Genomic DNA, 23659 nt, shown 5'->3' with positions numbered 1-23659 from the left:
ACTGCGATCCGCGCGGTGCCGGACCAAGGCTCGGCCTCTTGACGACATGACCGTCCAGAGCGTGGGTCGTGGGAACTTCCCTTCGAGCCGGTCCGGCGCCGTGTCAGGCGCAGGAGGTGCACCGCGCGGATCGCTTCCGATCGGGCGGGCCGCAGTTCGAGACGGCCCGCCCGATCGACTGCTTACGCCTTTGCGGCGGCCTCTTTCTCGGTCTCGGCCTTGTCCAAGCGCCACACGGCGATCGAACCGCCGCCCGCGACCGCGACCACGAACAGCACGAACGTGAGCGTGTACGGCCAGGCCGGCGCGGCGTCGTCGGAGTTCTGCACCAGCGCGCCCTCTTCGCCGGCGCCCCACCAGATCGCCTGGCGGATCAGCTGCAGGAAGTCCCGGTCGCCCCAGGTCTTGCCCTCGCCGCCGGGCGAGGCGTAGAAGACCGGCAGCCCCTCGTTGACCCAGGCCACCGCGCCGCCCGAGCTCAACTGGGCCAGGATCGTCGAACCCGGTTGCGCCGGTGCGGGATCGAACGAGTACCAGTGCTCGGTGAGCTTCAGCTCGTCGTCCAGGCCCTCGGTGATCTGCGAGCCCGAGTTGAAGGTCACGGACTCCTCGGTCGCGGCCTCCGCCGGCGGGAGCGCCGTCGCGCCCAGCGTCTCGTGGAACCAGTCCCAGTCCGGCTCGCTCTCGATCGCGGAGTCGGTGGCGACGAGGCCGCCGCCCTGCTCCACGAAGGTCTCGAGGGACTCCTGCTGGCGGTCGTCGAGGAAGTCGCCGCCGGTGTTGAGGAGCATGACCACGTCGTAGTCGCCGAGGTCCTCGAGGTCCTCGGGGGCGCCCTCGGTCAGCGTGAAGTTCCAGCGGCGCGCCTCCATCTGGAGGCGCTCCACCGCGTAGTCGGCCACGTCCTGCGCGGCGTTCCCGGTCGAGACGACCAGGACCTGCGGCCCTCCGGCGGCGAAGGCGGCCGAAGGGGCGAAGGCGGGCGCGCAGGCCAGCGCGACGATGGTGCACAGTCGCAGCAGGGTTCTCACGCGCCCAGCCTATCGGCTCTTAAGTGCAGTGCTCGAAACCGCTCAGGTACGAGCTCGAGCCGACCGATCCTCCCCACTTCACGCAGTCGTCGGCCGCGGACTTGCGGATCGGCCCGGCGTAGTACGCGAAGCTGCCCGAGTCGGTGGTCATGGTGCCGCCCTCGACCTGGAGGCTGGCCGAGACGGCGGAGGCGGTGCCGATGCTGGTGCTCTTGATCGTGGTGACGCAGTTGTAGCCGTTGCCGCTGTTGTACAGCAGGTAGACGCGGCCGCCGGTGACGGCCTGGGAGTCGATGACGCTGTAGCCGGAGCCGCAGACCTCTTCGGGCGTGTAGGGGTTGGTGCTGCCGCAGGCGTTGGTGGACTTGATGGCCTTCTTGGTGCCCAGGGGGACCTGGACGCCTTCGACGACGGGGGTGACGACGGAGCCGGAGGCGTTGCGCTGTTCGTAGTGCAGGTGCGGGGCGTCGGAGCCGCCGGTGGAGCCGACGGTGCCGATGACGGTGCCCTGGGAGACGGTCTTGGAGGTGCCGACGGCGCCGACCATGCTGGCGAGGTGGGCGTAGCGGGTGCGGGAGCCGTCGGAGTGGACGATCTGGACCCACTTGCCGTAGCTGGTGCTGCCGGCGTCGTAGAAGGTGGCGGTGCCGGCCGCGGTGGCGCGCACGTTCTCGCCGTTGATGTCGTCGCCGCCGTAGTCCTGCCAGTCGATGGTGTTGGACGGGTTGTGCCCGCCGGACCAGTTGTTGGCGTTGAAGGTCTTGTTGCAGTTGAAGGGGCTCTTGTGGGTGACGGCTTGGATGGAGACGTCCTGGGCGTTGGCGACGATGGTCGGGGCGAAGGCCGCTGCGGCCGCGGTGAGGAGCGCGGCGACGAGGAGTGCGACGCGCCTTCGGCGCGATCGGAAGGTGAAGCGCTGTTCCATAACAGGACGGTATCGAAGAAATTCTTCGTTGTGAAGGTCACATTTGAAGAAATTCTTCTTACAGTGGTGCTTCTTGGACGGCGCCGGACCAGCGGGACGGGTCGGCCGCGCTCCCTGCGGAGCGCGGCCTGCTGCTTGACCGTCTCTATTTGTACAAGGCCTTCGCCAGCCGCTTCTGCGCGATCCACATGCCCGCCAGGCACAGTGCCATGAGGTAGGCGATGTGCACGAACATCATCGGTCCGAGCTGGCCGAGGCTGAGGCCGCGCACGAGCTCGATGCCGTGGTAGAGCGGCATGATGTAGACGATCGGCTGCGCGAACGCCGGGTAGGCCTCGACGGGCGTGAAGGTGCCGCCGAAGAGGAACATGGCGAAGACGACGGCGTTCATCCAGTCGAAGTCGGGCCAGTCGCGGAAGAGCGTGGCGAGCGTGAGGCCGATGCCGGCGAAGGCGAGCGCGATGAACACGCACGCGGGCACGGCGAGCAGCGACCACCAGGAGTCGAGGAGGCCGAAGGCGCCCATGACGACCACGAACGCGGCGATGTAGGTGCCCCCGCGGATCAGCGCCCACCAGACCTCGCCGAGGGCGACGTCCCAGGGCCGCAAGGGGGTCGCGAGGATGCCGTCGTAGACCTTCATCCACTTGAACTTCGCGAAGACGTTGATGGAGGTCTCGGCGAGCACGCCCATCATGGCGGCGTTCGCGAGGATCGCGGGGGCGACGTAGGCGGTGTAGGAGATGGTGGTGCCGTCGGGGAGGGTGATGTCGCCGACGAGGGCGCCGACGCCGAACCCGAAGGCGAACAGGAAGAGCAGGGACTCGACCGCGCCGGAGATGATGAGGATCCAGGCGCGGCGCATGGCGACCCAGTTGCGGTTGAGCAGCGCGCCCGAGGACTTCAGGGAGGCGCGGGCGGCGCCGTAGGCGATGACCGACATTCGTTGGGCTCCTAGAAGTTCAGGCGCTTCTGGATCCGCCAGCGGGCGGCGAACCACCCGGTGACGGCCAGCGCGGCCAGGTAGGCGATGTGGGCGGCGGGCGGCAGTGCGGGCGCGACGTCCGCGGTGGCGGCGCGCGCGAGTTCCGTGCCGTGCCAGAGGGGCGAGGCCCACACGAGCGGCTGGAGGAACACCGGCATCTCACTGGCGGGGAAGAACACCCCGGAGAACAGCGAGATCGGTATGACGGCGAACCGGAAGATCATGTTGAGGTTCGCGTCGTTCTTCAGGCTGGAGGCCCAGAAGTGGAGCCAGGGCGCGAGGGCGGCCGCGACGAGCGCGGCGGCGATCACGGCGAACACCGCCCACCAGCCGTTGGGGTAGACCCCGAAGAAGGCCAGGACGAGCGCGACGATCGCGCAGTTCGTGAAGGGGCGGAACACGACCGCGTACAGGAGGTGCCCGTTGAGCATGTCGACGGGGCTCAGCGGGGTGGCGCGCTGGGCGAGGTAGTGGCCGCCCCAGTCGGCGTAGCCGCCGAAGACGGGGAAGACCATGTCGTTGCCGAGCATCATGACCGCGACGGAGCAGACGAGGCCGGGGGCGATGAACTCGGCGTAGGTGAGGCCGCCGACGGCGGACGAGTCGATGTACGCGCCGACGCCGATGCCGATCGAGACCATGTAGAGGATCGGCAGGAGGCCGGAGGTGAAGACGGTGCCGTGCCAGACGTGCTTGTACAGGGCCAGTTGGAGGTTGAAGGCGCGCCGGGCGGCCTGCGCCGGGGTGGGCGCGGAGCGGTCCACGGTGGTCACGCTTCGTCCTCCACGAGGGCGCGGCCGGTGAGGCGCAGGAAGACGTCTTCGAGGGTGGCGCGGCGGGCGAGGACCGAGGTGGGGTGGATCTTGCGGGCCTCGAGCGCGGCGTTCGTGTCGTCCGCGTCGTCGGTGTAGACCAGGATCTTGTCGGGCAGGGCCTCGATCTGGGCGCCGATGCCGTTGAGCGTCAAGGCGAGTTCGGCGAGCTCGGTGGTGTGGGCGGGGCCGAAGCGCAGCTCCACGACCTCCTTGGTGACGTGGGTGTCGATGAGCTCGCGGGGGGAGCCGGAGGCGATGATACGGCCCTCGTCCATGACGACGAGCCGGTCGCAGAGCTGCTCGGCCTCGTCCATGTAGTGGGTGGTGAGGAGGATCGAGACGCCGCGGTGCTTGAGCTGGAACAGCCGCTCCCACACCAGGTGGCGGGCCTGCGGGTCGAGGCCGGTGGTGGGCTCGTCGAGGATCACGAGCTCGGGCTCGTTGATGAGCGAGCGGGCGATGGCGAGGCGGCGCTGCATGCCGCCGGAGAGCTCGCTGACCTGGTCCTTGGCGCGGGAGGAGAGCTGCACGAACTCGAGGAGCTCGGCGGCCTTGACCTTCGCCACTTTCTTCTTGATGCCGAAGTAGCCGGCGTAGACCACGAGGTTCTCGAAGACGGTGAGCATGCCGTCGAGGGTGTTGTCCTGGGGGACGACGCCGAGGCGGGCGCGGATCTCGGCGCCCTGGGTGTGGGGGTCGCGGCCGAAGACCTCGAGCTCGCCGCCGGTGGGCTGGGAGACGCAGCCGATCATCCGCATCGTGGTGGACTTGCCGGCGCCGTTCGCGCCGAGGAAGCCGAAGGCCTCGCCGCGCCGGATCTCGAAGTCGACGCCGCGCACCGCCTCGTGCTCGCCGTAGCTTTTCCGCAGGTCCGCGGCGCGCACCAGGATCTCATCGTCATGTGGCATGGGGCAACCCTAAGCCCGGGCACCGACAGAGTACAACCGTTTTTGAAGCGAATCCTTCATAAATACCGGCCAGTAAAGGTAGTGCTTGCCCTACCCCTATTGAGGGGTCAGCGGTAGCGACAAAAAAGCGCTTGACGGGAAGACTTGCAGTTGTCGATAGTTCCCGACAGATCGGACGCATTACATGACGCTCATCGCCGAGAAGGCCACGCCCGTCGCAGAGCCGCGACCGCGCACCGGCAGCGATTTCGCCGAGCTCGGCAAGCGGATCAACCAGGCCGGGCTGATGGACCGCCGCCCCGCGTACTACGTGATCCGCTTCGCGCTCATGTCAGTCGTCTTCGTCGGCGGCTGGACCGCCTTCGCGCTGATCGGGAACTCCTGGCTCCAGATGTTCACGGCCGTCTTCATGGCCCTCGTGAGCACCCAGGTGGCGTTCCTCGGCCACGACCTCGCGCACCGCCAGGTCATCCGCAGCCGCGCCACCTCCGAGCGCATGGGCTGGTTCACCGGCAACCTCGCCAACGGCATGGGCTACGGCTGGTGGAACGACAAGCACAACCGCCACCACGCCAACCCCAACCACGAGGAGCTCGACCCCGACGTCTCGCCGGGCCTCTTCGTCTGGTCGAAGCGCCAGGCCGGCTTCGCGCAGGGCATCACCACCTGGTTCGGCAAGTACCAGGCGCAGCTGTTCTTCCCGATCCTCACCCTCGAAGGCCTCAACCTCAACTGGTCGGGCATCAAGTCGGTCCTCAAGCCGGGCCTGAAGAACCGCGGCTGGGAGGCCCTGTTCCTCGCGATCCACTGGGCCGCTTACCTGAGCGCGCTGTTCATCGTGCTCTCCCCCGGCAAGGCCGTCGTCTTCCTCCTCGTGCACAAGGCCGTGTGGGGCCTGTACATGGGCTCGGTCTTCGCGCCGAACCACAAGGGCATGCCGACCTTCGTCGGCGAGACCGAGCTGGACTTCCTGCGCAAGCAGGTCCTGACCTCCCGCAACGTCAAGGGCGGCTGGTTCACCAACTTCGCCCTCGGTGGCCTGAACTACCAGATCGAGCACCACCTCTTCCCGGCCATGCCCTCGGTGAACCTCGCCAAGGCGCAGCCGATCGTCGAGGAGTTCTGCAAGGAGAAGGAGATCCCCTACCACGCGACCGGTCTCATCCAGTCCTGGAAGGAAGCCCTCGGCGAACTCCACGCCCACGGCGAACCGCTGCGCAACGCGGCGAAGGCCAAGCTCTAAGACAGCGAGAACAGCCGCCCGCGGGGACCCGCGGGCGGCTGTTTCGTTCGGTTCACGAGGCCGCGACGAAGAGGCGCTGGCCCGAGCCCCAGAAGTCCTGGACGCCGATCGCGGCGGTGTCGAGCCCGGCGGTCGGCACGGCGATGCACTGGCTCCCCGACGCCGTCCCGCCCGCGAACACCTCGGGGGCGCCCACGAGGTCGCCGGGGATGATCCCGCACGGCTCGGAGTACACGCTGCTGTCGACGTACACCCCGAACAGCAGGTCCGTCCAGGCGATACTGGACTCCTCACCCTGGTAGGTCGCGGCGACCTGGAACATGAAGTACTGGAACCCCTCAGCCGGGGGCACGTTGAACTCGTTCGCGGCCAGCACCTGCTCGGTCGCGTCCGGCACGACCTCGCTCACGACCACCGTCCAGTTGCCGGTGGTGACCTCGCTGCCCGCCGGGAGCGGCGCCGTCGGGTCCGTGCCGTCGACGACCTGGTCCTGCGGCGCGTCGCCGTGGCCCTCGTCCTCGCCGGACGAGTCCCCGTAATCGGTCGGCCAGTCCTCGATGATCTCGTCGGCCGAGCGGCCCACCGCGACGGTGATGATCACGGCGACGATCAGGCCCACGACGGCCAGCGCGATACCGATGATCGCGAACAGCCTGTGGGACTTGAAGATCCCGATGATGCCGAGCACGATCGCGGCGATCCCGAACAGGCCGCCGATGAAGATTCCGGCGATCGGGATGAGGCCGAACAGCAGCGACAAGCCACCGAAGACCAGGGCGAGCACCGAGATGGTCTTGGAGTTCTCCGAAGGCGGGTATGAGCCGCCCGGCACGGGCGGCGGCGGGTAGTACGGCGGAGGCCCCGGAGGCGGTTCGGGCGGCGGCGAGGCAGGCGGTTGGGACATGATCCCCCCGATCACGGCCGTCGAGCACCCGGCCGTAGAGACGTACCTGTTACCGCATCACAACACGAGAATTCGAGGCTGTCTCGGATACCGCGGGGTTCCGGGCGCTACTCGAAGGCGTTCGCGGCTTGGTCGCGGAGGGAGCGGACGTGCTGTTCCAGCCCCATGAGCTGGCCGAAGAGCTTCATGTACTCGTCTTTGTCCGTGCTGGGGTTGATCCGCTGGAGGCGGCGCTTGAGGTCGGCGACCTCGGCTTCGACCACGGGGCGCTGGATGCGGGCGAGGATGGTGCGGACGTAGAGGCCGTCGGGCTCCCCCGCGAGGCGCAGTTCCTCGACGGCGAGTTCGCTGACGAGGGCGCCGGCGGCGATCTCGGTGCAGGCGTTCTGGACCGCGGCGATCCAGTTGGGGCCCGCGGCCGCGTGCGCCGCTCCCCCGGCGGCGGCGACGGCCTCGCGGACCGCCCGGTAGTTCGGGTCGGTGTAGGGCGTGGCGTCGACCGCGTCGAAGTAGGGGCCGGCGACCTGCGGCTGCTGCAGCGCGACCTTCAGGACCTCGCGCTGGGCGCGGAGCTGGGTCGAGTCGGCGCGCGGCTCGCGCTTGGGGCCCGCGGGGGCCTCGGGCTGCTGGCCGGCGGCCGCGCCCTGGACGGCGCGGCGGAGTTCGGCCTTCTCCTTGCCGAGGCGTCCGGCGTAGACGCCGATGTACTCCTCGACCAGGCCGCGGTCCTTGACGCGGGCCAGGAGCGGCGCGATCGCGCGCGTCGCGTGCAGGCGGCCCTCGGCGGTGTCCAAGTCGTGCTTGGCGATCGCGCGTTCCAGCGCGAACTGGACGAGCGGCGTGTGCCGCTCGATGAGCTCGCGCACGGCCGCGTCCCCGGCGCTCTGGCGCAGCTCGCAGGGGTCCTGGCCGCCGGGGGTGACGGCGATGTAGGTCTGGGAGACGAAGCGCTGCTCCTCGTCGAAGGCCTTGAGGGCGGCGCGCTGGCCGGCCTCGTCGCCGTCGAACGTGAAGATGATGCGCCCGTCCGCGGTCTCGGAGTCGAACAGGAAGCGCCGCAGGATGCGGATGTGCTCGGGCCCGAACGCGGTGCCGCAGGTGGCGACCGCCATGGGGACGCCCGCGAGGTGGCAGGCCATGACGTCCGTGTACCCCTCGACGATGACGACCCGGCCGGTGCGCGCGATGTCCTTGCGCGCCAAGTCGATCCCGTAGAGGACCTGGGACTTCTTGTACAGCGGCGTCTCGGGGGTGTTGAGGTACTTGGGGCCCTGGTCGTCGTCGAAGAGCTTGCGCGCGCCGAACCCGATCACGGAGCCGGACGAGTCGCGGATGGGCCACACGAGGCGGCGGCGGAACCGGTCGATGAGGTTGCCGGTGCGCGAGGGCTTGGCGAGCCCGGCGGTGTTGAGCTCCTCGGCGGTGAAGCCCTTGGCGCGCAGGTGTTTCGCGAGCGCGTCCCACGAGTCGGGGGCGTAGCCGCAGCCGAAGGTGGCGGCGGCGTCGCGGTCGAAGCCGCGCGCGGTGAGGAACTGCCGGGCCGTGAGGGCCTCGGGCGAGAGGAGCTTCGCGGTGTAGAACTCGGCGGCGGCGGTGTGGGCGTCGAGCAGGCGCTGCTTGAGGCCGGGCGCGCCCGAGGGGCCGCGCTGGACGCGGCCGTCGACGTCCTCGTACGTGAGCTTCAGGCCGGCGCGGGCGGCGAGGCGCTCGACCGCCTCGACGAAGGTGAGGCCGTCGAGCTCGGTGAGGAAGGTGATGGCGTCACCGCCGACGCCGCAGCCGAAGCAGTGGTAGACGCCGCGCGCGGGCGTGACGTTGAAGCTCGGCGAGCGCTCGTCGTGGAACGGGCACAGGCCCTTGAGATTGCCGCCACCGGCGTTGCGCAGGGTGACGCGCTCGCCGATGACATCGGCGATATCCACGCGCTCGCGCACGAGCTGGATATCGGCGTCCCGGATTCGCCCCGCCACTGTTCACCTCTTTTCGCTGCTCCACCATTCTGCCCGGTCCCCCTGACAGCCCGCTCGCAGACGCCGCCCGGTGTGAGCCCCGAACTCGGCGCGCCCCGGCCCCGCGAGCGCTGCGTGACGCCCCGACCCCGGTGCGGTATCGCAGGTGAGGGATCGGCCACCATGGACGGGTCGCGGAGGTCACGTCCCGCACCGGCCTCACGGAAACCGTTGGCGCAGATCAGAACCGGTGCGACGGCCCGCTGTACCACGGTTCCCGTCAGGAATTTTCCCGACCACGCCTCACGCGTGCGCGGTCCGATCCGCTAGAGTCGCCTATCATGCCGGACCCATCGCCCGAGCAGCCGCCCTCCTGGCCTCCCACCAGTGAACCGGCGGCCACACCCACCAATCCGCCCCGAATCACCGCGCGCGGAGTGGGCCACCTGCCTTCCACAGCGCCGGACGACGAGCCGTCGGCGGCCGAACGGTTCCTGCGCCCGCCGCAGCAGACCGGACCCTACGAAGAGCTCGACCCCGAAGCGCGCCGCAGTGAATGGGGCGCGTTCGACGACGCCACGCCGGGGGTGCCGCAGCAGTCGGGGCCCCAGTACGGGAACGCGCCGTACGGCGAGGCCCAGTACGGGGAAGCGCAGCACGGCCAGCCGCAGCGAGACGAGGCGCAGTACGGCCAGACGCCGCAGCGCGGCGCGCCCGACCCCGTCTACCCCGAGTCCGATTACCAGGGCTTCCAAGAGCAGTCGCAGCAGGAGCCGCCGCGGCAGGACGCCGCGCAGCAAGGCGACTGGGGCGAAGCGCCCGACTGGCCGCCGAAATCGAGCCAGGACTGGATGCACCAGCAGTCGCAGACCGGCTGGGGCCTGACCGGCGGCGCGTCTTGGAACGGCACTGGCGAGGCCCCGCCGCCCGCCGCCGCTCCCGAAGCGCCGGCCGAGCCGCAGTACCAGCCCGAGCAGGGCGGTTCCCCGTTCGGCGCCGCGCCGCAGGCCCCCGGGTTCGACCCGCCGACCTACGACGCGCCGCGCCAGCCCGCCCAGGGCGAAGGCCTCGAATTCCCCGAGCTGCGCTCCGACCCGTACGAGGCGGACGTCTACGGCCACAACCAGTACCGCGGCGAAGCGGGCGGCCAGGACCTCTACCAGTCCGACCCGTACCAGGCCGAGCGGCTGCAGGCCGAGGCCCAGCAGGCCCGCGCCGAGTACCAGGCCCAGCAGCAGGCCGAGCCGTTCCCGCCCGTGCCGCAGCAGGGCTCCTATGGGGAGCCCCGCAACGGCGCGACCTTCGGTTCGGGCAGCGACGCGTTCGGCCCGACCGGGGCCGCGACCGCCGAACCCGCACAGCAGCAACCTTTCTCCTCCCAACAGGACCCGTACGCCGCGCCGCCGTCCGCGTACGGCGACCAGAGCTCCTACAACGACCAGACGTTCCCCGAGTCCGCCTACGCCGACCAGGGATCGCAGCAGGCCGCCGCGCCCGAGGCCGTTCCCGCGCAACGCACCGGCGAGGAGACCGAGCAGCCCGAGGCCCCGGCCGAGCCGGCGGGCAACGTGCGCGTCGCCCCGCCGACGCACCGCGGCGTCCGCTACGCCATCTACGGCATCGGCGGCCTCATCACGCTGGGCCTCATCATCGGCATCGTCCTCATGCTGGGCGCCGCTCCCCCCGAGGAGCCGAGCGAACCGGGCGAGGACGGCGGCGACGCCAGCGAGGACAGCGGCGCCGACGACGCCCTCACCCCCGAGCGCTACGGCGAACTCGCGGCCGCCGCCGGCACCGCCGAGTGGTTCTCCTGGCGCTACGGCGAAGCGGGCGAGAACGGCGCGGAAGAGCTCGCGGCCGCCAGCGGCGACGCGCTCGCCGCGGAACCGCTGTTCGGCGACGCCGACCGCAGCATCCAGGGGCAGCTCGGGTACGTCACCGACGAATCCGGCCTCACCGGCATCGACCACGTCACCGTCGTCGAGTCCACCGACACCGCGCTGGGCCTCACGCCCCGCGCGGGCGGGCGGTTCACCGACGAGGGCCAACCCGAACTCGAACTGCAGGAAGGCACCACGGCCGACTGCGTCGCCGGGCTCGGCGGCGAACTCGGCAAGCCGGTCGCCCTCGCCCGACCCGAGCAGAGCGCCGAGGTCAACGCGCACTCCGTGATCGCGTTCTCCTCCGGCGTCATCGCCACCGCCGGCATCAGCGGCGCGCAGGGCGGCACCTGCCTCCAGCTCCCCGACGGGCAGGTCCCGACGGACGTGGCGCTCACCGACGGCAACGAGCTCGCGCTCGTCACCACGTGGACGCCCGAGTCGCAGACCGGCTCGCTCGTCGTGATCGCCTTGGGCGACAAGAAGGGCACGTACCAGTCGAGCTGGTCGGAGTCCTACCCCGGCCTGCCGAACCCGGGCCACTTCGGCACCGCCGAGATCGTGGGCACCGTCGTGCTGCCGTTCACCGCGCCGACCTCGGTCGACGCGTGGTCGAACTCGGGCGGGTCGCTCTCGGAGTCGCGCAACGACGTGGCGGACGGCGCCGGTCGCGACCAGGTCGCGACCGCCGGCTACGCGATCGTCGGCGACCTGAGCTCCAGCCAGGTAGCGACCGTGGACCTCGCCTCCACGCTCGAAGGCCTTGCGGCCCAGCACTACGACGGCGCCGAGTTCACGTTCGAGGCGGCCGCGGGTGAAGCGGTCGGCTTCGACGGCGGCGTCGCCGACGTGGCCGCGACCGAGTCCGCCTCGGCCGTGGCGACCGCCGACGGCACCGTGCACGAACTCGACGGCTCGCTCAAAGAGACGGCCGCGACCGAGGTCGGCGCCAACCCGACCTGCCTGGTCGTGGGCGCCCAGAGCGGCGCGTTCATCGCGACCAGCCGCGGCGAGGCCAAGGTCAGCTGGGTGTCCGGCGGCAAGGTCGAGAAGGAGCTCGCGGACTCCCGCATGTCCGACCCGCTGTGCGCCTCCGAGACCCCCGCGCTCAACGCGAAGGGCTACGACGGCACCGCCGCGATGGTCCTCGTCTCGGACTACACCGGCCAGAAGCTCCACTCGTACCTCGACGGCCAGGCCACGATTCCGGGCGGCGCCACGGTCGGCGACGACGGGTTCTCCTACGCCGGGGCCTACGAGGTCGCCGGCAACCCGTGGGGCGCATCGGTGACCGTGGACCTCGAATAGATCTCGACCCGATCGAGGGCCGCCCGGCGCAGCGCCGGGCGGCCTTCGGCATATCGGGTACCTTGTGCGGATTCAACTTCTCAGAGACGGATGGTCATGGACTACGGATGGAACCTCGCGCTGGTGGGCGTGCTGGTGCTCCTGAACGCGCTCTTCGCGGGCAGCGAGATGGCGCTGGTGTCGCTGCGCGAGGGCCAGTTGCGAGCGCTCGAGCGCGAACCGGGCAAGGGCGCGAGCACGCTCGTGCGCCTCGCGCGGGACCCGAACCGGTTCCTCGCGACGATCCAGATCGGCATCACCCTCGCCGGGTTCCTGGCCTCGGCGACGGCCGCGGTGTCGCTGGCCGAACCGCTCGTGCCGCTGCTCGCCTTCCTCGGCGGGGCCGCGAACGCGGTCGCGGTCGGCCTGGTCACCGTGGTACTCACGTTCTTCACGCTCGTGTTCGGCGAGCTCGCGCCGAAGCGGCTCGCGATGCAGTACTCGCTGCGGTGGGCGCTCATGGCCGCCAAGCCGCTCGACTTCCTCTCCACTGCCGCCCGCCCGGCCGTGTGGGCGCTCAGCAAGTCCACGAACCTCGTAGTGCGGGTCTTCGGCGGCGGCAACGAGACCGACGGCGAGCAGATGAGCCCCTCCGAACTGCGCGAGCTCGTGTCCGGGCAGCGGGCGCTCAACCCCGAGCAGCGCGAGATCATCACAGGTGCCCTGGAGATCCACGCCAGGCGGCTGCGCGAGGTGCTGGTGCCGCGCCGCGCGGTGTTCATCCTGCCGTCCGACATGAGCATCGCGGAGGCGCGGGCGGCCCTCGCCGACTCCGGCCACTCGCGGGCGCCGGTCACGGGCGAGACGGGCCTGGACGACGTGCTCGGCGTGGTCCACCTGCGCGACCTCCTCGACGACTCGGGCGAGCTGACCTCGGTCATGCGCCCCGCGGTGGTCTTCCCCGACTCGCTGCGCGTCTCTGATGCGCTGCGGCGCTTCAAGACCGACCACGAGCAGTTCGCGGTGGTCGTGGACGAGCACGGCGGGATCGACGGCATCGTGACCCTCGAAGACCTCCTGGAGGAGTTCGTGGGCGAGATCTACGACGAGACCGACCGGGACGTGATGGCCGTGCAGCACCGCGCGGACGGCGTGATGACCGTGCCAGGCACCTTCCCGATCCACGACCTCGAAGACCTCGGCATCGAACTGGTCGGCCGGCCCGAGGGGACCTTCACCACCGTCGCGGGCCTCCTGCTCGCACGGCTCGGGCGGCTCCCGGAGGTCCCCGGCGACAAGGTGCGCCTCTCGGGCTGGGAGTTCGAGGTCGTCGAGGTCGAGCAGCACGCCATCACCCACATCCGAATCCGTCGCCTCGCGACCGACGACTGAGGTGGAGCGCGTCACCGGCCCGGGCGGGAGCGCGGGACCGCTGGAATAATGGACCGGTGACAACGCAGCTCTCGCTCGCAGGCGCCCCGGTCGACCCGCCGGTGGTGCTGGCCCCCATGGCCGGGATCACCAACCTGCCGTTCCGCAAGCTCTGCAGAGAGCAGGGCGCCGGGATCTACGTGTGCGAGATGATCACGACCGTGGCGCTCACCGAGCGCAACCCGAAGACCATGCGGCTGATCGAGTTCGACCCTGAAGAGACGACCCGCAGCCTGCAGCTCTACGGCGTCGACCCGGCCGGGATGCGCAAGGCCGTGCAGATGGTCGCCGACGAGGACCTCGCCGACCACATCGACCTCAACTTCGGCTGCCCCGTGCCGAAGGTGACCCGCCGCGGCGGCGGCTCGGCCCTGCCGTGGAAGCGGCGGCTGTTCCGCGAGATCGTGACCGCCGCCGTCGACGCGGCCGGGACCATCCCCGTCACCGTCAAGATGCGCAAGGGCATCGACGACGACCACCTCACCTACCTCGAAGCGGGCAGGATCGCCCAGGACGCGGGCGTCGCGTGGGTCGCCCTGCACGGCCGCACCGCCGCCGAGCGGTACTCGGGCACCGCCGACTGGGACGCCATCGCGACCCTCAAAGAGCACCTGGACCTGCCGGTGCTCGGCAACGGCGACATCTGGGAGGCCGACGACGCGCTGCGCATGGTCGAGCAGACCGGCTGCGACGGCGTCGTGGTCGGCCGCGGCTGCCTCGGTCGGCCGTGGCTCTTCGGGGACCTCGAAGCCGCGTTCAACGGAAAACAGCGCCGCATCATGCCGTCGCTCGGCGAGGTCGCGAAGGTCATGTACCGCCACGCCGAACTGCTGGTCGAGTGGATCGCGGGCGCCGAATCGTACGAGGCGCGGCGGAACATCGACGCCGAGGAGCACGGCTGCCGCGAGTTCCGCAAGCACGTGGCCTGGTACCTCAAGGGCTTCCCGGTCGGCGGCGAGCTGCGCCGCGAGCTCTCGATGGTCTCGCACCTCGACGAGCTCGAAGACCTCCTCGGCAAGCTCGACGCGGCCGCGCCGTTCCCCGAGTCGACCATCGGCAAGCCGCGCGGGCGCACGAACAGCCCCGGCAAGGTGACCCTCCCGGACGGCTGGCTCGACGAGCGCGACGACCTCACCGTCCCCGAAGGCGCCGAGATCGACTCCTCGGGCGGCTGACCGGGAGGGGTCCCGCCCCTCCTGTCGGCACAATGGGAACCGAGCCCCGAAGACCTCGGAGAGGACGGTTCCCCATGCCCGAACAGGCGTTCTTCCCACGAGTGCTGCCGCCTTGGGTGCGCAGCCTCGCCGCCGGCGTGCCGGCCCCGCCGGACGACGCGGACCCGCTGCCACCCCCGCCCCTGGGCACGGTCCTCGCGCTCTCGGCGCACCTCGGCTGGGCCGTGCCGCCGCGCCCGTACGAACTCACCTTCGGACGGGCCGGGGACGACGTCCACATCCCGCTCGGTGTGAACGACCAGCGGATCAGCCGCTGCCACGGGCGACTCGTCTGCCACGGCCGGGAGTGGACCGTGCGCAACGAGGGGAAGCTGCCGATGCTCTTCCCCGGTGACACGATGCTCCTGCAAGGGCAGGAACGCCTGGTCGAGGACGCCTATACGCCCATCTACATCGGCGACCCCCGGGCCGAGGTGCACTTCCTGGAGGTGCGCGTGATCGGCGGCAGGCGTCCCGACGGCGAGGCCGCCCCGGAGGACGAGACCGTGATCCCGGTGGTGCACAAGCTGAGTCGCGTCGAACGGCTCGTCGTCGCCTCGCTCGCGCAGCGTTACCTGCGCGGCGTGGCGCACCCGCAACCGGTGTCATGGAAGCGGGTCGCCGAGGACATGGACCGGCTGCCGGGGCCGAAGGACCGCGAATGGAACGAGCGCACGACCGCACGCGTCGTCGCGGCCGTGCGGGAGCGCCTGTCCGCCCCGGACTACCGGCACCGGGTCTACGGCCTGCGGCGCAGCGAGGTGTTCGGCGAACCGCTCGGCAACGCGCTCAACGACAACCTGATCCGGGCCCTGCTCCAGAGCACGACGCTCACGCCCGCCGACATCGAGCCGTTCGACCGCGCCGAAGCAGCCGGCGCCGCCTAGAGTCGGCTACAGGTAGCGGTAGCACATGATCCAGTAGATCCTGTCGGTCGCGGGGTCCCAGACGGCCTCCTCGCCCTCGTCCGCGTCCGAGTCGGAATCGCGCCACCGGTACTCGAAGTCGATGTCCCCGCCGCCGCACGCGATCCAGGCGGCGTCCTCGTGTTCGGGCTGCGACGGGTTCGGATCCTCAGGGCTGTAGACGATCCGGTAGACCACCTCGGTCGCCGCCGGGGAGTCGCACGCGACCACGACGTAGTAGTCGGGGTCGTCGCTGAGGCATTCGCCTTCGGTTGGATAGCGTGTGACCTGCTCGTCGCCCGCCACCGGCTCCACTGTGGGCGACGGAGGATCGAGGTTCGCGGTCGGCGAGGCCGTCGCGGACGGCGATGCGGTGGAGGCGCCCTCCCCGGCGCTCCCGGCTTCGGCGTCCTCGGGCTGGAACAACTGGTAGAGCAGCAGGCCTCCCGCGAGCGCGACGGCGAGCACCGCGACGACCAGGCTGAGCAGCATGTTCCGAGTCTGGTCGCGGCGCGGTCCAGTGTCGGGAGCCGGCATGGCCCCTGCGTAGGCGGTCGCGTCGTCGCGCTGCGCCGCGTCGGTGCGGAGCCGGTCCTGGATGTCGCGCAGGATCGGCAGCGCCATGCCGTCCTTGGCGAGGCCGAGCGCCTGGGTGAGCGCCGCGGCGAGTTCGCCGCAGGTGTCGTACCGCTGGTCCGGGTCGAGGTGCATCGCCTTGGCGACCACGGCGTCGAGTCCGGCGGGGAGCCCGTGGCGGCGGGCGCTCACGAGCGCGAGGTCGCCCCTGCGCTGCGCCTCGAGGGCGGCGTTCTCGTCGGGCTGGTCGAAGGGCCGGCGACCGGTGAGGCAGTGGTAGATCACGGCGCCGAGCGAATAGACGTCGCCGGCGCGCTCGCGCGGGGTGCACGGCAGCATCCGCGCGACCGCGGGCGGGTCGGCGGTCGCGGCTTCGGCGGCGCCGGCCGCGAAGACCTCGGGGGCGGTGTAGCCGCGGGTGCCGATGGATTCGCCGAGTGTGGTGAGGTCTTCGCCGAAGTGTTCTTTGGCGACGCCGAAGTCGGTCAGGTAGACATGCCCGTCGGGTCCGAAGAGGAGGTTGCCGGGTTTGACGTCGCGGTGGACGACGCCCCGGTCGTGGGCGTGGTCGAGCGCCCTGGCGGCCTGGGCGATCACGTCGGCGGTCTTGGCGAGGTCGAGCCGGCCCGCCGCGAGGAGGGTCTTGAGGTCGCGTTCGGCGCGGGGCATGACGAAGTACAGCAGCTCGCCGTCCTCGGCGGCGGCCGTGATGACGTACATGATGTTGGGGTGCTCGAGGCTCGCCATGAGCTGGATCTCGCGCAGGAAGCGCTTGCGGTAGACGGGGTGCGCGGCGAGGTAGTCGGCGATGATCTTGACGGCGACCTTGCGGTGGTGGAGCCGGGTGTCGGTGGCGAGGTGGACCTGGCTCATGTTGCTGGTGTTGAGGGGCTCGGGGTCGAAGGCGTAGCCCGGCAGGAGCCGCGCCAGCTTCTCGTGGGAGGGGAACGGAGAGGCGGTGTCGTCCATCTGGCTCAATACCTCTGGGATCGGGATGCAGTGGGCGCGGTCTGCCGAACACGGTCGAAACCGGTTCCCCCCGGAGCAAGGACCATGAAACCAAACGAACCTGTGCCGAAGCAAGCCGAGGCACGGAAAAGGGGGACCTCCGGTGCCGGGAGGTCCCCCTTAGTCCGTGTGCCGCTCGCCTACTCGGCGGGCGTCTTGCCGTACTTCTTGTAGAACTTGGCGACCCGGCCCTCGTCGTCCATGACGCGGCTCTTGCCGGTCCAGAACGGGTGCGAGGCCGAGGAGATCTGGACGTCGATCACCGGATACGTCTTGCCGTCCTCCCACTCGACGGTCTCGGCCGAGCTGACCGTGGACCGGGTGAGGAAGGAAAAGTCGGCCGCGCGGTCGCGGAAGACGACGTAGTCGTATTTCGGGTGAATACCTTGCTTCATTACTGGTTCCTCTCCTTGCTTTCGAAACAACCTTCGAAGGGGTCGGGGTATTCCCGCCAGGCGGCGGGTCCCTCGGCCGCTTCGGCGTCGGTCAGCAGACACGCGTCGAGCAGGGCGGCGATCTCGTCCGCTTCGAAGTGGATACCCACGAACGCGAGCTGTATCTCGCGGTCACCGTATTCGGCGTCCCAGTGCAGGTCGGCGTTGACGCGCCGCTCGGGGCTCGATTCCTCCCACTCCTCGTCGGGGGTCGCGGCGAGCCAGCGGCCCATGTCGCCCATGGAGACGCCGCCGCCGCTGGACTCCCAGGCCACGATCACGTCGGGCTGCCCGGCGAGCCAGAGGTGGCCGCGTCCGCGCAAGGTGCTGCCGGCGAGGGTCGGGAGGGCCTGGTGGAGGCGGTCGGGGTGGAAGGGCCTGCGGGCGCGGTAGAGGGCGGCGACGACCCCGCAGTCGGGTTCGGGCTCGTGGCAGCCGACGGCGTACCCCTCGATGCCGCGGCCGTAGGGCTCGGGCGCTTCGGGGTCGAAGCGGCCGGTGCGGCGGATGCGGCTCGAGAACTCCGCCGATTTACGGCTCGCAAGCGTCGCCGAGTCCGACGGTTCGGGCAGGTCGAGGACGAGGTGGCGGGCCCAGGGGTTGAGGCGCTGGAGGAGGACGGCGAGGCGGGTGTGCTCGTAGTCGAGGTCCGAGTCGGGGGCCCAGAGGAGCACGGTGTCGGCGAACTCGATCTGGCGGGCGGCGACCTCGGAGACGGAGCGGGTGTCGTCGTCGGCGGCCTGGAGGCGGCGGTCGGCGAGGTCCTGGTCCGAGTCGAGGGTCTCGAGGAGGGTGCCGGGGTCGCAGACGGCGACGACGGAGTCGATGCGGAGGGCGTCGGTGACGGGCGCGCCGTCGACGTGGCTCCAGCCGCAGGCGGTGGTGACGGCCTCGGGCTCCATGGAGGGCGGGAGGAGCAGGACGAGGTCGCCGGCGGGCCGGGAGCGGGCGAGGCGCACGAGAGCGGGAAGGAGGTCTTCGCGGATCGTGCAGTTGATGCACCCGTGCTCGAGGGTCACGCGTTCGTCTTCGACGAGTCCGCGGCCGTCGCGGACGGTGCGGCGGACGGTGCCGGCGACGAGGAGTTCGGCGAGGTCGTAGGTGACGGTGAGGAGGCTCGGGTCGGCGCGGGTGAGGAGGTCGGCGGCCTCGCGGGTCGCCGTGGGGGCGAATCCCGTGAGAAGGGTGAGCGCCGGTCGCAGGTCGGCTGGCGAGATTGAGGATCCGGGCTGGGCGAGCTGGCTCATGAGGCCTCCGATCTATTTGAAAACGATTGTCATTATACTGGTCGACACGAGAGGAGGACGACCGTGTCCAGAACATGCGAGGTGACCGGCGCCGGTCCCGGCTTCGGCAACAACGTGCCGTGGTCGAAGCAGAAGACCCGGCGCAAATGGAACGTGAACCTGCAGCACAAGCGGTACTACCTGCCCAGCGAGGGCCGGCACGTGCGGCTGCGGGTGTCGACGAAGGGCATCAAAGTGATCGACCGCGACGGGATCGAGGCCGTCGTGGCGCGGCTGCGAGCGGAAGGGAAGCGGATCTGAGATGGCGAGCAAGAGCACTGACGTCCGGCCGGTGGTCAAACTCCGGTCGACCGCGGGGACCGGGTACACGTACGTGACCCGCAAGAACCGCCGCAACGACCCGGACCGCATGGTCCTCAAGAAGTACGACCCCGTGGTGCGAAAGCACGTCGACTTCCGGGAGGAACGCTAGTGACGACCCGGAGCATGAAGCACAGCCGGGAGGAACGCTAGTGACGACCCGGAGCATGAAGCACGGCAGAGAGGACCGGCAGTGGCCAAGAAGAGCATGATCGCGAAGCAGCAGAAGCGGGAGATCCTGGTCGAGCGGTACCGCGAGCAGCGTGCCGAGCTGAAGCGGCTCATCGCCCACCCGGGCACCGACCCGGAGGCGCGGGAGGCGGCCGTGGCGAAGCTCCAGAGGCTCCCCCGGGACTCCTCGGCGACGCGGCTGCGGAACCGGGACGTCGTGGACGGGCGCCCGCGCGGGTTCAACCGCAGGTTCGGACTGTCGCGTGTCCGACTCAGGGCGATGGCGCACCGCGGCGAATTGCCCGGTCTGCGAAAAGCGTCCTGGTAGTAATTCCCCGCACACCGGGCAAATGCCGCTCCTGGTCGGCGCCCTCTTGCGACTCCATGGAATGAAAGCGTTATACGACCGTCGCAAGAGGGCGCTATGGTGGGCGTTGCGAGTGCGCTGTGAGACTGCTCTCAAGCCCGGAACCATGTGAGCTCCTCCTGCGTTTGACTCGATGACCGATGGAGCGGCTCGGTGAGGATTCCGAGCCGTACTTGAGTGGAGATGCGATGGCCCAGCAATTGGAGTCCGCCCCGGCACAATCGCCCGTGGAGCAGAGCGAGCCCAACCCGCTCGCGAACGCCGCAGACGTGCCCGCCAGCCCCGCCGCCCTCTGGGCGTCCGAGAGCCGAGCGAACTACTCCATCACGCACACCGAGAAGGTCGAGCACGACTGGATCGACTGCGGCTGCGTCATTCACTCCGAATGACCGGTCGGCCTTCTCCCGGCCGAGCGATCCTGCGCGATCGCTAGTCCTCGACCTCGACGATCGAGCGGCACCCGTCCTGGTACATGTCCGTGCCGGGATCTATCGAGAACGCTGCTTCCCCGTCGAAGGCCGCGTAGAGCCCGTACACCCAGAACGGGCAGCTCACCAGCGCCGAGCGCGTCTCGCCGTCCTCGGTGATCTCCACCTGCGCCCGAGCCTCCCCGGGGAGTGAGGACTCGAGCCCGAAGCCTGCGCCGTGCTCGTACCAGAGCCGTTCGGCGCGCACCTCGGGATAGGCCGTGACCTGCCAGTGCGCGCCGGGCGCGAGCGCCACGTCCCGCTCGGGGTCCTCAGGGAAGCCGAAGGGGCAGCCCTCGATCGCGGGATCGAGCTCGCACGCGTCGTAGAACTCGCGCAGGGCCGCGTTGACCTGGTCCTCGCCCTCTTCGTTGACGATGATCCAGGGCGTGGGCATCCACGTGTCGATGAAGCCGTCCTCGATCGCGAGGAACTCGTCCCCCAGCACGAGCATCGAGCCGCCGCCGCCCTCGAAGTCCAGCACGGGCGGCAGGTCCGGGTAGAACTCGTAGTATCCCGGCAGGAGCAGGATGTAGGTCGGGGCGCCCGTGAGGTCGATCTGCTGCCGCACGCCGTTGAGGTCCAGGTACTCGAGGGAACCCCAGGCCTCGCTCTCGGGCATCGCGTCGACGATCTGGGCCTCGCCGCGGTCGATCGCCACCTGGTACCGGTGGCCGACGACGGACTCGTCGCCGACGGCGATCTCGGCGTAGACCTGCGCGCCGGCCTTGCCGTCGCCGAGGTCCTCGTAGGCGACCTGGGCGAGTCTCCTGATCTCCCAACGGGAGTCGAGGGCTTCGGGGACCAGGAACGCGCCTTCGGCGTCCGCCTGGTCGGTGAGGGCCAGCGCGGCCTCCACATCGCCCTCGTGGACCGCTTCGAGGAAGTCGGCGACCGCGGCCTCGGCGAGCGGCCGGTGCAATGGGGACCATTTCACGACGGTGACGACCGCGGCGGCCAGCGCGATCGCGATGGCGGCGTATGCCAAGGCGGCGTTGTGGATCCGCGGGAAGCGGCGGGCGGGCGAGGGGGCGGGTCCGGGGTCCGGGGCGGCGGTCGCGGCGGGGCCGCCGACGGCGCCGAGGTCGATCATGTGCTCCTCGCCCCACCGCTGCGGGGAGGCGGAATCGGACACGCTCGCTCCTGTGGCTCGGCTGCTACCTTGGTTGAGGAAAGTGTAGCGGCCTCGGCTAGGAACCCCATGCCCTCGAACCGGTGGACCCGGCGAATCGCACGTGCGTTGCGCGACACGGCGATCCATGCCCATATGCGGGCGGAGATGCTGCCGCGCCTGCCGTTCGTGATCGCGCTCGTGGTCGCGGCGGTGGCGCTGGTGGTCGCGGTCGAGCACCGTCCGGGGACCGACGCGCGGACCGTCGCGGTCGAGGAGCAGACCTCGGCCGTGCCCGAGGAGTACACGGACGAGCCGGCGTTCACCGAGGAGCAGGTGGAGCTGGAGATCGTCGAGTACGGGTTCAGCAAGGTGACTCTGGACGGCGGCGAGGAGTATGTGCTGGTCGCGGTCGTGATCAGCAATCCGCATGACGGCGAGCTCGTCCCGGGCGGGCTGGCGATCTTCACGGAGACGAAGCGCGGCTACCCGGTCAACCTGGACACGATGTACATCGGGCAGCTGCCGCCGCACTCGACCACGGCGGTCGGGTACGTGATGTCGGTGGGCCTCGGGGACGTCGAGGTGGAGGACCTGTCGCTGGAGGAGACCGATCCGGCGATGCTGTACCCCGCGGAGTACCTGGACGCCGTCGAGGGCGGGATCGCGATCGACCCGCTGCCGAGCTTCGAGTTCACCGGGCTCGAGCCGCTGGCCAGCCCGTCCGGGTACCGGGTGCATTTCACGGCCGAGGCGCCGGCGGAGACGGACGCGCAGATCTCGGTGCTGTTCCGCGACGGCGAGGGGACGCTGCTGGGCGGGCTGCCGGCCGACAGCGGCTACGACGACTACCTGGGGGCGGTCCGGACGATCCCGGCGGGCGAGTCGGAGCAGTACGTGGACGTGACCGAGGACTGGATACCCGAAGGGGCCGACCTCGATCGGATCGAAGTCGGCCCCAGCAGGTACTGAGCAGTGCGCTGGTTACAGGCGCTCGAGCAGGAAGCGCTCGACCTGGTCGATGGCGACGCGCTCCTGCTTCATGGAGTCGCGGTCGCGGATCGTCACGGCCTGGTCTTCGAGGGTGTCGAAGTCGACGGTGATGCAGTACGGCGTGCCGATCTCGTCGGCGCGGCGGTAGCGGCGGCCGATCGCGCCGGCGTCGTCGAAGTCGACGTTCCAGCGCTTGCGCAGGGTCGCGGCCAGGTCCTTCGCCTTGGGCGAGAGGTCCTCGTTGCGGCTCAGCGGGAGCACCGCGGCCTTGACCGGGGCCAGGCGCGGGTCGAAGCGGAGCACGGTGCGCTTGTCCACGCCGCCCTTGGTGTTCGGGGCCTCGTCCACGTCGTAGGCCTCGATGAGGAAGGCCAGCACCGAGCGGGTGAGGCCCGCGGCGGGTTCGATCACGTACGGGGTCCAGCGCTCGCCCTTGGCCTGGTCGAAGTAGGACAGGTCGGCGCCCGAGTGCTTCGAGTGGGTCGAGAGGTCGAAGTCGGTGCGGTTGGCGATGCCCTCGAGCTCGCCGAACTCGCTGCCGGCGAAGTTGAACTTGTACTCGATGTCGACGGTGCGCTTCGAGTAGTGGGAGAGCTTGTCCTTCGGGTGCTCGTAGCGCCGCAGGTTCTCTTCCTTGAGGCCGAGGTCGACGTACCAGTCCCAGCGCTGCTGGAGCCAGTACTCGTGCCATTCCTCGTCGGTGCCCGGCTCGACGAAGAACTCCATCTCCATCTGCTCGAACTCGCGGGTGCGGAAGATGAAGTTGCCCGGCGTGATCTCGTTGCGGAAGGACTTGCCGGTCTGGGCGATGCCGAACGGGGGCTTGCGGCGGGACGCGGTCATGACGTTCGTGAAGTTCACGAAGATGCCCTGGGCGGTCTCGGGACGCAGGTAGTGGGTGTTCTCGGTGTCCTCGGTGGCGCCGAGGAAGGTCTTCATCATCCCGTTGAACATGCGCGGCTCGGTGAAGGAGCCGCGGGCGCCGCAGTGCGGGCAGGTGAGGTCGGCGAGGCCGTTCTCGGGCTCGCGGCCGTCGTGCTTCTCCTGGTAGGCCTCGATGAGGTGGTCCGCGCGGTAGCGCTTGTGGCAGGACTGGCACTCGGTGAGCGGGTCCGTGAACTCCTCGAGGTGGCCGGAGGCGACCCACACCTGCGGGTTGAGGACGACGGCGGAGTCGAGGCCGACCACGTCGTCGCGCTCGCGCACCATCGCGTTCCACCACTCGCGGCGGATGTTCTCCTTCAGCTCCACACCGAGCGGGCCGTAGTCCCAAGCGGAGCGGGTGCCTCCGTAGATCTCCGAACTTGGGAAGACGAAGCCGCGGCGTTTGGACAGGCTGATGAGCGCTTCGGTGCGGTCTTGGGACACGATGATTCCTCTCGATCCGGCTGGCGGTCGGTGAGACTGCGGATGGTTTTCTCTCGGACCAGACTGTCCGAGCGGCGGCC

22 protein-coding genes are annotated in these 23659 nt (G+C 70.1%); 10 read left to right on the top strand and 12 right to left on the bottom strand.

Features of this window, described 5'->3' with window-relative positions; translation table 11 throughout:
- Positions 1-182: 182 nt before the first annotated feature.
- The 5 genes from O2L01_RS12860 to O2L01_RS12840 all read right to left on the bottom strand — a co-directional run bounded on the left by O2L01_RS12860 (position 183) and on the right by O2L01_RS12840 (position 4664).
- Positions 183-1031: a ThuA domain-containing protein gene (locus O2L01_RS12860; RefSeq protein WP_270122338.1), complete on the bottom strand. Its 849-nt coding sequence runs from the start codon at positions 1029-1031 to the stop codon at positions 183-185.
- A 19-nt stretch (positions 1032-1050) separates the two neighbouring features.
- Entirely contained in the window at positions 1051-1956 is a 906-nt protein-coding gene (locus O2L01_RS12855) for a M23 family metallopeptidase (protein ID WP_270122337.1), read from the bottom strand.
- Positions 1957-2101: 145 nt separating this feature from the next.
- Entirely contained in the window at positions 2102-2899 is a 798-nt protein-coding gene (locus O2L01_RS12850; RefSeq protein WP_270122336.1) for an ABC transporter permease, read from the bottom strand.
- Positions 2900-2910: 11 nt separating this feature from the next.
- Positions 2911-3714: an ABC transporter permease gene (locus O2L01_RS12845; protein WP_270122335.1), complete on the bottom strand. Its 804-nt coding sequence runs from the start codon at positions 3712-3714 to the stop codon at positions 2911-2913.
- The gene (locus O2L01_RS12840; RefSeq protein WP_270122334.1) at positions 3711-4664 is read right to left on the bottom strand and encodes an ABC transporter ATP-binding protein; all 954 of its coding nucleotides are present in this window, start codon (positions 4662-4664) and stop codon (positions 3711-3713) included. Before O2L01_RS12840 ends, O2L01_RS12845 begins: the two co-directional genes overlap by 4 nt.
- Before the next feature lie 184 nt (positions 4665-4848).
- Here O2L01_RS12840 and O2L01_RS12835 point away from each other — a divergent pair, with 184 nt between their 5' ends.
- Positions 4849-5907 carry a fatty acid desaturase family protein gene (locus O2L01_RS12835; RefSeq protein ID WP_270122333.1) on the top strand — a complete coding sequence of 353 codons (1059 nt, stop codon included), beginning with the start codon at positions 4849-4851 and terminating at the stop codon, positions 5905-5907.
- Between the two features lie 52 nt (positions 5908-5959).
- Here O2L01_RS12835 and O2L01_RS12830 read toward each other — a convergent pair whose 3' ends face one another.
- Both O2L01_RS12830 and dnaG read right to left on the bottom strand, forming a co-directional pair.
- On the bottom strand, positions 5960-6811 hold the full coding sequence (locus tag O2L01_RS12830) for a hypothetical protein (RefSeq protein WP_270122332.1): 852 nt from the start codon (positions 6809-6811) through the stop codon (positions 5960-5962).
- A 107-nt stretch (positions 6812-6918) separates the two neighbouring features.
- Complete coding sequence (gene dnaG / locus O2L01_RS12825; protein ID WP_270122331.1) at positions 6919-8781, bottom strand: DNA primase; 1863 nt, start codon at positions 8779-8781, stop codon at positions 6919-6921.
- A 320-nt stretch (positions 8782-9101) separates the two neighbouring features.
- On the opposite strand from dnaG, the gene O2L01_RS12820 reads away from it, so the two are divergent.
- The 4 genes from O2L01_RS12820 to O2L01_RS12805 all read left to right on the top strand — a co-directional run bounded on the left by O2L01_RS12820 (position 9102) and on the right by O2L01_RS12805 (position 15459).
- The gene (locus O2L01_RS12820) at positions 9102-11948 is read left to right on the top strand and encodes a hypothetical protein (RefSeq protein ID WP_270122330.1); all 2847 of its coding nucleotides are present in this window, start codon (positions 9102-9104) and stop codon (positions 11946-11948) included.
- Positions 11949-12044: 96 nt separating this feature from the next.
- The gene (locus O2L01_RS12815; protein WP_270122329.1) at positions 12045-13319 is read left to right on the top strand and encodes a hemolysin family protein; all 1275 of its coding nucleotides are present in this window, start codon (positions 12045-12047) and stop codon (positions 13317-13319) included.
- 56 nt (positions 13320-13375) lie between these two features.
- Positions 13376-14533 carry a tRNA dihydrouridine synthase DusB gene (gene dusB / locus O2L01_RS12810; protein WP_270122328.1) on the top strand — a complete coding sequence of 386 codons (1158 nt, stop codon included), beginning with the start codon at positions 13376-13378 and terminating at the stop codon, positions 14531-14533.
- A 74-nt stretch (positions 14534-14607) separates the two neighbouring features.
- Positions 14608-15459, top strand: coding sequence for an FHA domain-containing protein (locus O2L01_RS12805; RefSeq protein WP_270122326.1), 852 nt, complete (start codon positions 14608-14610; stop codon positions 15457-15459).
- A gap of 6 nt (positions 15460-15465) precedes the next feature.
- On the opposite strand, the gene O2L01_RS12800 is transcribed toward O2L01_RS12805, so the two are convergent.
- The 3 genes from O2L01_RS12800 to O2L01_RS12790 all read right to left on the bottom strand — a co-directional run bounded on the left by O2L01_RS12800 (position 15466) and on the right by O2L01_RS12790 (position 18742).
- Entirely contained in the window at positions 15466-17022 is a 1557-nt protein-coding gene (locus O2L01_RS12800) for a serine/threonine-protein kinase (RefSeq protein ID WP_270122325.1), read from the bottom strand.
- Positions 17023-17201: 179 nt separating this feature from the next.
- Positions 17202-17456 carry a type B 50S ribosomal protein L31 gene (locus O2L01_RS12795; RefSeq protein WP_270122324.1) on the bottom strand — a complete coding sequence of 85 codons (255 nt, stop codon included), beginning with the start codon at positions 17454-17456 and terminating at the stop codon, positions 17202-17204.
- Positions 17456-18742: a CobW family GTP-binding protein gene (locus O2L01_RS12790; protein ID WP_270122323.1), complete on the bottom strand. Its 1287-nt coding sequence runs from the start codon at positions 18740-18742 to the stop codon at positions 17456-17458. Before O2L01_RS12790 ends, O2L01_RS12795 begins: the two co-directional genes overlap by 1 nt.
- 63 nt (positions 18743-18805) lie before the next feature.
- Between O2L01_RS12790 and rpmB the strand changes: the two genes are divergently transcribed.
- From rpmB to O2L01_RS12770, 4 genes are all read left to right on the top strand, one after another.
- On the top strand, positions 18806-19042 hold the full coding sequence (gene rpmB, locus O2L01_RS12785) for a 50S ribosomal protein L28 (RefSeq protein WP_270122322.1): 237 nt from the start codon (positions 18806-18808) through the stop codon (positions 19040-19042).
- 1 nt (position 19043) lies between these two features.
- Positions 19044-19214, top strand: coding sequence for a 50S ribosomal protein L33 (gene rpmG / locus O2L01_RS12780; RefSeq protein ID WP_208496430.1), 171 nt, complete (start codon positions 19044-19046; stop codon positions 19212-19214).
- A gap of 81 nt (positions 19215-19295) precedes the next feature.
- On the top strand, positions 19296-19601 hold the full coding sequence (gene rpsN / locus O2L01_RS12775) for a 30S ribosomal protein S14 (RefSeq protein WP_270122321.1): 306 nt from the start codon (positions 19296-19298) through the stop codon (positions 19599-19601).
- A 227-nt stretch (positions 19602-19828) separates the two neighbouring features.
- On the top strand, positions 19829-20029 hold the full coding sequence (locus tag O2L01_RS12770) for a hypothetical protein (protein ID WP_270122320.1): 201 nt from the start codon (positions 19829-19831) through the stop codon (positions 20027-20029).
- 40 nt (positions 20030-20069) lie between these two features.
- Here O2L01_RS12770 and O2L01_RS12765 read toward each other — a convergent pair whose 3' ends face one another.
- Entirely contained in the window at positions 20070-21242 is a 1173-nt protein-coding gene (locus O2L01_RS12765) for a hypothetical protein (RefSeq protein WP_270122319.1), read from the bottom strand.
- Between the two features lie 132 nt (positions 21243-21374).
- Here O2L01_RS12765 and O2L01_RS12760 point away from each other — a divergent pair, with 132 nt between their 5' ends.
- Entirely contained in the window at positions 21375-22190 is an 816-nt protein-coding gene (locus O2L01_RS12760) for a hypothetical protein (protein ID WP_270122318.1), read from the top strand.
- A 12-nt stretch (positions 22191-22202) separates the two neighbouring features.
- On the opposite strand, the gene O2L01_RS12755 is transcribed toward O2L01_RS12760, so the two are convergent.
- Positions 22203-23579, bottom strand: a complete 1377-nt coding sequence (locus tag O2L01_RS12755) for a glycine--tRNA ligase (protein ID WP_270122317.1) — start codon at positions 23577-23579, stop codon at positions 22203-22205.
- Positions 23580-23659: the final 80 nt, after the last annotated feature.

Origin of the sequence: Glycomyces lechevalierae, assembly GCF_027622945.1 — a bacterium.
Taxonomy (GTDB): domain Bacteria; phylum Actinomycetota; class Actinomycetes; order Mycobacteriales; family Micromonosporaceae; genus Glycomyces; species Glycomyces rutgersensis.
The sequence above is the reverse complement of the archived record's forward strand: the minus strand, read 5'-3'. Positions and strand labels throughout refer to the sequence as shown.

Excerpts from the sequence above, each read along its gene's own strand:
- O2L01_RS12855 (WP_270122337.1), bottom strand. The coding sequence starts at position 1,956 with ATGGAACAGCGCTTCACCTTCCGATCGCGCCGAAGGCGCGTCGCACTC.
- O2L01_RS12850 (WP_270122336.1), bottom strand. The coding sequence starts at position 2,899 with ATGTCGGTCATCGCCTACGGCGCCGCCCGCGCCTCCCTGAAGTCCTCG.
- O2L01_RS12840 (WP_270122334.1), bottom strand. The coding sequence starts at position 4,664 with ATGCCACATGACGATGAGATCCTGGTGCGCGCCGCGGACCTGCGGAAA.
- O2L01_RS12835 (WP_270122333.1), top strand. The coding sequence starts at position 4,849 with ATGACGCTCATCGCCGAGAAGGCCACGCCCGTCGCAGAGCCGCGACCG.
- O2L01_RS12830 (WP_270122332.1), bottom strand. The coding sequence starts at position 6,811 with ATGTCCCAACCGCCTGCCTCGCCGCCGCCCGAACCGCCTCCGGGGCCT.
- O2L01_RS12820 (WP_270122330.1), top strand. The coding sequence starts at position 9,102 with ATGCCGGACCCATCGCCCGAGCAGCCGCCCTCCTGGCCTCCCACCAGT.
- O2L01_RS12815 (WP_270122329.1), top strand. The coding sequence starts at position 12,045 with ATGGACTACGGATGGAACCTCGCGCTGGTGGGCGTGCTGGTGCTCCTG.
- O2L01_RS12805 (WP_270122326.1), top strand. The coding sequence starts at position 14,608 with ATGCCCGAACAGGCGTTCTTCCCACGAGTGCTGCCGCCTTGGGTGCGC.
- O2L01_RS12800 (WP_270122325.1), bottom strand. The coding sequence starts at position 17,022 with ATGGACGACACCGCCTCTCCGTTCCCCTCCCACGAGAAGCTGGCGCGG.
- O2L01_RS12795 (WP_270122324.1), bottom strand. The coding sequence starts at position 17,456 with ATGAAGCAAGGTATTCACCCGAAATACGACTACGTCGTCTTCCGCGAC.
- O2L01_RS12790 (WP_270122323.1), bottom strand. The coding sequence starts at position 18,742 with ATGAGCCAGCTCGCCCAGCCCGGATCCTCAATCTCGCCAGCCGACCTG.
- rpmG (WP_208496430.1), top strand. The coding sequence starts at position 19,044 with ATGGCGAGCAAGAGCACTGACGTCCGGCCGGTGGTCAAACTCCGGTCG.
- O2L01_RS12770 (WP_270122320.1), top strand. The coding sequence starts at position 19,829 with ATGGCCCAGCAATTGGAGTCCGCCCCGGCACAATCGCCCGTGGAGCAG.
- O2L01_RS12760 (WP_270122318.1), top strand. The coding sequence starts at position 21,375 with ATGCGGGCGGAGATGCTGCCGCGCCTGCCGTTCGTGATCGCGCTCGTG.